Origin of the sequence: Sphingobium sp. C100 (assembly GCF_000508185.1) — a bacterium.
In the GTDB taxonomy this organism is placed as follows: Bacteria; Pseudomonadota; Alphaproteobacteria; order Sphingomonadales; family Sphingomonadaceae; genus Sphingobium.
In genome coordinates, this window is sequence record NZ_AYOY01000173.1 from 21,232 (window position 1) to 29,038 (window position 7,807).

Sequence of the window (7,807 nt, forward strand, 5' to 3'; positions counted from 1 at the left end):
TGGGAATGATATGGAACGGATCAAGGGCCTCTTCACGATCAAGACCAAGTTCGAGGCGTTTCTGGTCATCTATGCGCTTGCGCTCGGCGCGGCGGAGCGCGGCGTCGTCTATATGCAGCAATATCCCGGTGTCGGCGGCCATTTGCTCGCGCTCGCCTGCTCGGGCGCGGTTTTCATGGCCGGCGGCAAGATCATCGACGCGCTGGAATATCAACGCGGCATCTGACCTGCTGGCATAGCGCCCTTGCCCTGCCTTATTCTGCCCGGCAGGAGGATTGCATGAGCGCCATCATGTTGCAGGGAACAGGGTCTGATGTCGGCAAGTCCGTGCTGGTGGCTGGATTGTGCCGCGCGCTGGTGCGCCGGGGTTATCGGGTAAGACCCTTCAAACCACAAAATATGTCGAACAACGCCGCCGTCACTGCCGATGGCGGAGAGATTGGCCGTGCCCAGGCGTTGCAGGCGATCGCCTGTGGCGTTGCCCCACATACCGACATGAACCCTGTGCTGCTGAAGCCCCAGGCCGACCGCACATCGCAACTCATCGTCCATGGTCAGGTGCGCGGCACTTTGGGATCGGGCAATTTCCGTGCGGCGCGGGGGCAATTGCTCGGCGCCGTGCTGGAAAGCTATGAACGGCTCCAGGCGCAATGCGACATCGTCGTCGTGGAGGGCGCGGGGTCGCCGGCCGAGATCAACCTGCGCGCGGGCGACATCGCCAACATGGGCTTTGCCCGCGCCGCCGGGGTTCCGGTGGTGCTGGTCGGTGACATCGACCGGGGCGGCGTGATCGCGGCGGTCGTCGGCACCCGCACCGTGATCGATCCCGAAGACGCCGCGATGATCCGCGGCTTCCTGATCAATAAGTTCCGGGGCGATCCTGCCTTGTTCACGGAGGGCTATCACCAGATCGAAGCCTTGTCGGGCTGGCCGGGTATGGGCGTCGTGCCATGGCTCGACATGGTCGCCCGACTGCCAAGCGAGGACGCTGTGGTGCTGGAAAAGCGCAGTTTCTCGACCGACGCGCCGCTGGTGGTCGCCTGCCCGGTCCTGCCCCGCATTTCCAATTTCGACGATCTCGATCCGCTGAAGCTGGAGCCGTCCGTCGATCTGCGCATGATCGGTCCGGGCCAACCCATCCCGGCGGAGGCCGCGCTGATCATCATCCCCGGCTCCAAGGCCAGCATCGCCGACATGCGCGCCATGGGGGCGCAAGGTTGGGACATTGATGTTCGCGCGCACCACCGGCGGGGCGGCGCGGTGCTGGGCATTTGCGGCGGCTATCAGATGCTGGGGCGGACTATTCGCGACCCGGAGGGGATCGAAGGCCCACCGGCCGCCGTCGACGGGCTTGGCCTGCTGGATGTGGAGACGGTGCTGAGCAACGCCAAGACGCTGGATGCCGTGCGCGGGCGCGCGCTGGAGGCCGATTTCCGCGGCTATGAAATGCATATGGGCCGGACGAACGGGCCGGACTGCGCCCGTCCCTTCGCCCTGCTCGGCGAGCGCCCCGATGGCGCGATCAGCCGCGACGGGCGGGTGATGGGCAGCTATGTCCATGGGCTGTTCGCCAGCACCGGTCTGCGCGATGCGCTGCTGCGCGGCCTGGGCGGGCAATCGGCGGGCGAGGATTATGATCGCTCGGTCGAGGATGCGCTGGATCAGATCGCCACTTCGCTGGAGGTCCATGCCGACATTGCCGCCATGGTCGCGCTGGCCAAGGGGTAACAGGCAAAGAAAAGGCGGCCGATGCCGCCTGCTTTTCGCCGATAGTTGAAAGAGATGGTGCACCCGGAGCGATTCGAACGCCCGGCCCTCAGATTCGTAGTCTGATCCTCTATCCAGCTGAGCTACGGGTGCATTATCTCTGGCGGGGATCGGCTTGAAGCCTGTCCTGCCACTATTGCAAGAAATGGTGCACCCGGAGCGATTCGAACGCCCGACCCTCAGATTCGTAGTCTGATGCTCTATCCAGCTGAGCTACGGGTGCATTATCTCTGGCGGGGATCGGCTTGAAGCCTGTCCTGCCACTATTGCAAGAAATGGTGCACCCGGAGCGATTCGAACGCCCGACCCTCAGATTCGTAGTCTGATGCTCTATCCAGCTGAGCTACGGGTGCGATGGAGACGCGCAGATAGAAGCGCGCGGACAATTGGGCAAGCCCTTTTTTTGCACTTTTCCTACGGCTGGATCGGCGCTCCGCCCCCCTGAGCAACCTTTGTCTCCGTCCACCGTTCAAGGACGACGAAAGGAGGCCCATATGAGCTTCACCATGAACGAACTGGCGCTGCTGCTGATCGCCTTGATAGTGGGTTGGCTGCTGGGCCTGATGATGAGCGGGCGCGGCAAATATCGCCGGCTCTGGCACGATGAGCAGGTTGCGCACCGCGCTGCGATCAAGGATCGCGACGCCCGGATCGAAGCGGCGAACGCCCGCATTGCCGAACTGGAGCGGCAATCCGGGCCGATCGGCCCCGGCACCGCCACGGCGGTCAGCGGCGCGGTGCATGGCCGCGATGACCTCAGCCGCATCACGGGCGTCAGCCAGGCCCAGGAAGTCGCGCTAAACGAAGCGGGCTATCACCGCTACGGCCAGATCGCGGCGCTCAACGCCGAGCAGGAGGCCACTCTCGAGGCGCGGCTGGGTCTCAAGCCCGGCACCATCGCGCATGAAGACTGGCGCGGCCAGGCCCATGAGCTGGAGCGGGGCGACAAGCCAGGGCTGTTCAGCCGCCTGACCGGATCGACCTGAACGAAAAAGGGCGGGGTCAATGCCCCGCCCTTTCCGCCTTATTTCTTGGCGAGCGCCGCCTGCGCCGCCGCCAGTCGCGCGATCGGTACGCGATAGGGCGAGGCGGAGACATAATCGAGGCCGGTCTGTTCGCAAAAGGCGATCGACGCCGGGTCGCCGCCATGTTCGCCGCAAATGCCCAGCTTGATGCCCGGACGGGCCGCCCGGCCACGCTCGGCCGCCAGTTCGATCAACTGGCCAACGCCTTCCACGTCAATGCTGACGAAGGGATCGCGGGCGAAAATGCCCTTATCGACATATTGGGTCAGGAAACGGCCGGCGTCGTCGCGGCTGATACCGATCGTGGTTTGCGTCAGGTCGTTGGTGCCGAAGGAGAAGAACTCGCCCACCTCGGCGATTTCCCCGGCCTTGAGGGCAGCGCGCGGCAGTTCGATCATGGTGCCGACCAAATACTCGACCGACGCGCCCTGTTCGGCAAAGACTTCCTTGGCGACCTTGTCGACGATCGCCTTCATCAGCTCCAGTTCCTTCCTGGTCGCGACGAGCGGGATCATGACTTCGGGGATCGGCGCTTCGCCGCTGCGCTGTTTGACGAGCAGCGCGGCTTCGAAAATGGCGCGGGCCTGCATCTCGTAAATTTCGGGATAGGTGACGCCCAGGCGACAGCCGCGATGGCCGAGCATCGGGTTGAACTCATGCAGTTCGGACGCGCGGCGCTTGAGCGTATCGACGCTGACCCCCGCGCCTTTGGCCACTTCCTCGAACTCCGCTTCGCCATGGGGCAGGAATTCGTGCAGCGGCGGGTCGAGCAGCCGGATAGTGACGGGCAGGCCCGCCATCACCATGAAGATTTGCGCGAAATCGTCGCGCTGTTCGGGCAGCAGCTTGTCGAGTGCGGCGCGGCGGCCCTTCTCGCTGTCGGCCAGGATCATCTCGCGCACGGCCGTAATCCGCGCCGCGTCGAAGAACATATGCTCGGTGCGGCAAAGGCCCACGCCCTCGGCCCCGAAATCGCGCGCGGTCTGGCAATCGAGCGGCGTTTCGGCATTGGCGCGGACCCGCAGGCGACGAACCTTGTCGGCCCAAACCATCAGCGTGCCGAAGTCGCCGGCCAGTTCCGGCTGCACGGTCGGCACTTCGCCAGCCATCACTTCGCCCGTGGCGCCGTCGATGGTCAGGATGTCGCCTTCCTTCAACTCGCGGCCACCGATGCGCAGGATCTTGTTGGCATTGTCGATCGACAGGCTGCCCGCGCCCGAGACGCAGGGGCGGCCCATGCCGCGCGCCACGACGGCGGCGTGGCTGGTCATGCCGCCACGCGCGGTCAGGATGCCCTTAGCCGCGTGCATCCCGTGAATATCCTCGGGCGATGTTTCGACGCGGACCAGGATGACCGAATCGCCCAGTTCGTTGCGACGCTCGGCGGTATCGGCATCGAACACGATCAGGCCGCTCGCCGCGCCCGGCGAGGCGGGCAGCCCCTTGGTCAGCACGTCGCGCGGCGCATCGGGGTCAAGCGTCGGATGAAGCAGCTGGTCGAGCGCGGCGGGATCGACGCGGGCGACGGCTTCCTCCTCGCTGATCAGGCCCTCGGTCGCCATGTCGACCGCGATCTTGAGCGCGGCCTTGGCGGTGCGCTTGCCCGAGCGGGTCTGGAGCATCCACAACTTGCCCTGCTGCACCGTGAATTCGATGTCCTGCATGTCGCGATAATGTTGTTCGAGGATTTCGAAGACCCGCGCCAGTTCGGCGTAGGTTTCCGGCATCGCCTCTTCCATCGACAGCGGCTTGGCCCCTGCCCGCTCGCGCGCCGCCAGGGTCAGATATTGCGGCGTGCGGATGCCCGCCACCACGTCCTCGCCCTGCGCATTGATCAGATATTCGCCATAATAGGCATTTTCGCCGGTCGCGGGATCGCGGGTGAAGGCGACGCCGGTGGCCGACGTGTCGCCCATATTACCGAACACCATCGCCTGCACATTGACCGCCGTGCCCCAATCGCCCGGAATGGAGTTGAGCCGGCGATAGACCTTGGCGCGGTCGGCCTGCCAGGAACCGAACACGGCGCTGATCGCGCCCCAGAGCTGGTCATGCACATCCTGCGGGAACGGCTTGTTCCACAGCTTCTGGACGAGGCTCTTATATTCCGCGACCAGCCCCTTCCAGTCGTCGGCGGTCATTTCGGTATCGAGCGTATAGCCCTGATCTTCCTTGGCGATCTCCAGCGCTTCCTCGAACGCGCCATGATCGAGTTCCAGCACGACGTCGGAATACATCTGGATGAAGCGGCGATAGCTGTCCCAGGCGAAACGCTCGTCGCCCGAAGTAGCGGCCAACCCCTCGACCGTTTGGTCGTTGAGGCCAAGGTTGAGGACGGTGTCCATCATGCCGGGCATCGAAATGCGCGCACCCGAACGGACGGAAACCAGCAGCGGATCGGCCGCATCGCCAAAGCGCTTGCCAGTCACGCCTTCGATATGGGCGATGCCGTTGGCGACTTCCTCGCGCAGGCTGTCGGGATAGACGCCGCCATCCTGATAATAGCGCGTGCACATGTCGGTGGTGATGGTGAAGCCCGGCGGCACCGGCAATCCGATCGCGGCCATGCCATCGAGATTGGCGCCCTTGCCGCCGAGCAGATTCTTGTCGCCCTTGCCGCCATCATCGACGCCGCCGCCGAAACGATAGACATAGCGGGTCGACATGCTGCTCATCTTGGCCTCTTCCGTCATAACCATGTGTTCCGGCTCTCCCTGCACTGATTGCCGTGTTGTGCGCTGCAACAATAGTGTCGCAACCTAGCTTGTTAATACGCAATGGGATAGATTGATCCGGCGCTCTGACGGATTTTATCCAGCGCCACACGAAGCATTACACCCTCATCCCGCAATTTTCGAAAAGTCTGCCACTTTTTGCACTGCGTCACGCACCCGCGCCAGCAGCGCGAGGCGAGCGGCGCGCTTACCGGCATCGGCGTCATTGACCGTTACCGCATCGAAAAAGGCGTCGATCGGCGCGCGCAGACTGGCCAACGCCGCCATCGCATCTTCGAACCGCTCCTCCGCTACCGCCTGCGCCGCGCGGGGTTCGGCGGCGTCGAGCGCGGCGATCAGCGCGGCTTCGGCGGGTTCGGGGGCATCCGGCGATGGCGCGACGTGCCCGTCTATCAGCATGTTTGCCGCTGCGGTTTTCGAGATATTCCCCCCAGTATCCTTCTTGAGGATATTGGCGGCGCGCTTGTAGCCGGCGAGCAGGTTCACGCCATCGTCGGTCGCGACGAAGGACTGGAGCGCATGAACGCGCGCGAGCAGGCGGACGAGATCATCCTCGCCACCCAGCGCGAACACCGCGTCGATCAGGTCGTGGCGAATGCCGGCTTCCTTCTGCTGGACCTTGAGGCGGTCGGCGAAGAAATTGCTCAAATCGGCAGTCGCTTGCGATGAGAACAACGGACGTTCGGCCAAAAGACGTAACTGTTCGAGCGAAAAGCGAAGATTGTTTACCGTTATCAGCTGAATGACGCCCAACACCGCCCGGCGGAGTGCGAAGGGGTCTTTTGAACCAGTGGGCTTTTCGTCGATATCGAAAAAGCTCCAGATACTGTCCAGCTTATCGGCCAGGCTTACTGCCACGGTGACTGGCGCGGTAGGCACATCGTCGCCCTGTCCAATCGGTTTGTAGTGATCGCGAATAGCGTCAGCTACCGCATCGGGCAAACCTTCGGCGAGGGCATAGTAGCCGCCCATTACACCCTGTAACTCTGGAAACTCACCGACCATTTCAGTGACGAGGTCCGCCTTGCATAGCTGGGCGGCCTGACGCGCCAGCGCCGGATCGCAGCCCGGCACAATATTATGCTCTGCCAACAATTGGGCAAATCTTGCCACCCGCTCCACCTTATCCGCAACCGTGCCCAGCTTCTCGTGGAAGGTGATGCGCTCCAGCTTCCTGGCATGTTCTTCCAACCGCGTCTTCTTGTCCTGCTCCCAGAAGAAGCGCGCATCGCTCAACCGCGCGGCCAGCACCTTGCGGTTGCCCGCGATGATCGCCGCCCCGCCATCCTTCGCCTCGATATTGGCGGTGCAGATGAAGGCGGGCGCCAGTTTCCCGTCCCCGTCCCGCAGCACGAAATATTTCTGGTTGATCCGCAGCGTCAGCTGGATGACTTCGGGCGGCACTTCCAGAAAGGCCGGATCGAAATCGCCCAGCAGCGGCACCGGCCATTCGGTCAGGCCCGCATTTTCCGCGACCAGCCACTTGTCCTCGATCACGCTATAGCCATGCGCGGCAGCGGCTTCGGCAGCCTTCGCCGCGATGATCGCCTGCCGCTCCGGGTGGCTGGCGATGACATGGCAGGCCCGCAACTTTTCGACATAGTCGTGCGCGCCGCCGATGGTGATCTCGCCAGGATGATGGAAGCGGTGGCCGAGCGTGGCATAGCCCGACTTCAGACCGTCAATCTCCACATCGACCAGATCCTCGCCCAGGATCGCGACGATGCCCTGCAAGGGACGGACCCAGCGCAGGCTTTCGGTGGTTTGCGACGCGCCGCCCCAACGCATGGATTTGGGCCAGGGGAAGGCGCGGATGACGGCGGGGATCGCCTGCGCCAACACATCGGCGGTGGCGCGGCCGGGCTTGTTCACGACAGCGAACCAGACACCTTCGCGGTCTTCCAACTGGTCCTGGGTCAGGCCGGTCTTGCGCAGGAAACCTTCCAGCGCCTGCGCCGGGGCGCTGGTGCGCGGCCCCTTAAATTCTTCGCTGACAGCCGCGGTTTCACGCGGCAGGTCGCGCGCGATCAGCGCCAGGCGCCGGGGCGTAACAAAGCTGTCGATGCGGCCCGGCGTCAGGCCGGACTTGGCCAGTTCCTCGGTAAAGAGGCGGGCGAGATCGTCGCTGGCCTTGAGCTGCATGCGCGCGGGGATTTCCTCGCAGCGCAGTTCGAGGAGGAAGTCGGTCATTGGTCATATCCACATGGAGAAAATCCTCCCCTTGAAGGGGAGGTGTCTGGCGCAGCCAGACGGAGGGGTGTCGCCCTATCGTGAGGGTGA

The 7,807-nt window shown here is 64.0% G+C and carries 5 protein-coding genes and 3 tRNA genes; 3 read left to right on the forward strand and 5 right to left on the reverse strand.

Annotated features, from left to right (window positions below; all coding sequences use genetic code 11):
- Positions 1–10 precede the first annotated feature (10 nt).
- Both C100_RS41615 and C100_RS41620 read left to right on the forward strand, forming a co-directional pair.
- Positions 11–226, forward strand: coding sequence for a hypothetical protein (locus tag C100_RS41615; RefSeq protein WP_024021043.1), 216 nt, complete (start codon positions 11–13; stop codon positions 224–226).
- A gap of 53 nt (positions 227–279) precedes the next feature.
- Positions 280–1,728 (forward strand): cobyric acid synthase, encoded by a 1,449-nt coding sequence (locus C100_RS41620; protein ID WP_024021044.1) that lies wholly within the window; start codon positions 280–282, stop codon positions 1,726–1,728.
- A 55-nt stretch (positions 1,729–1,783) separates the two neighbouring features.
- Here the strand turns inward: C100_RS41620 and C100_RS41625 are convergent.
- From C100_RS41625 to C100_RS41635, 3 genes are all read right to left on the reverse strand, one after another.
- Positions 1,784–1,860, reverse strand: a tRNA-Arg gene (locus tag C100_RS41625).
- Positions 1,861–1,913: 53 nt separating this feature from the next.
- Positions 1,914–1,990, reverse strand: a tRNA-Arg gene (locus tag C100_RS41630).
- 53 nt (positions 1,991–2,043) lie between these two features.
- A tRNA-Arg gene (locus C100_RS41635) sits at positions 2,044–2,120 on the reverse strand.
- A 141-nt stretch (positions 2,121–2,261) separates the two neighbouring features.
- Between C100_RS41635 and C100_RS41640 the strand changes: the two genes are divergently transcribed.
- Positions 2,262–2,753: a hypothetical protein gene (locus tag C100_RS41640; protein ID WP_024021045.1), complete on the forward strand. Its 492-nt coding sequence runs from the start codon at positions 2,262–2,264 to the stop codon at positions 2,751–2,753.
- A gap of 38 nt (positions 2,754–2,791) precedes the next feature.
- Here C100_RS41640 and ppdK read toward each other — a convergent pair whose 3' ends face one another.
- Positions 2,792–5,491, reverse strand: a complete 2,700-nt coding sequence (gene ppdK / locus C100_RS41645; RefSeq protein ID WP_024021046.1) for a pyruvate, phosphate dikinase — start codon at positions 5,489–5,491, stop codon at positions 2,792–2,794.
- Positions 5,492–5,632: 141 nt separating this feature from the next.
- Positions 5,633–7,717 carry a glycine--tRNA ligase subunit beta gene (glyS, locus tag C100_RS41650; RefSeq protein ID WP_024021047.1) on the reverse strand — a complete coding sequence of 695 codons (2,085 nt, stop codon included), beginning with the start codon at positions 7,715–7,717 and terminating at the stop codon, positions 5,633–5,635.
- Positions 7,718–7,807 lie beyond the last annotated feature (90 nt).